Annotated in this window: 1 pseudogene; it reads right to left on the bottom strand. The window is 67.1% G+C overall.

Going from position 1 to position 243, the window contains the following annotated elements:
- A pseudogene (locus VC352_RS24985) lies at nucleotides 1-200 on the bottom strand (peptidase S41); the annotation flags it as partial.
- Nucleotides 201-243 lie beyond the last annotated feature (43 nt).

The following is a 243-nucleotide window of genomic DNA, read 5'->3' as shown; positions in this document are numbered from 1 at the left end:
CCCTTGTTGGCGTTCTCCAGCAGTGCCAAGACGCTGACCGGCTCGACATAGGCGGCCTTGATGCGATCCATCACCACGGCGACGGTGCGCCGTTCATCCAGCGGCAGCGGTGCCGCCTTGCTGCACGCCGCCGGCGCGGGGGCGGGCTCTGCAGCCTGCAGGGCAGGAGCACCGAGCAGCAGGCCAATTGCCAGAGCCAGGCAGGTGGGGCGGAAGCGATGGTGCTTGAAGACAACTCCTAAA

This window comes from Pseudomonas sp. C11, assembly GCF_034683865.1.
Lineage (GTDB): Bacteria > Pseudomonadota > Gammaproteobacteria > Pseudomonadales > Pseudomonadaceae > Aquipseudomonas.
Note: the sequence above shows the minus strand (reverse complement) of the source record. Positions and strands in the feature narration are given on the sequence as shown.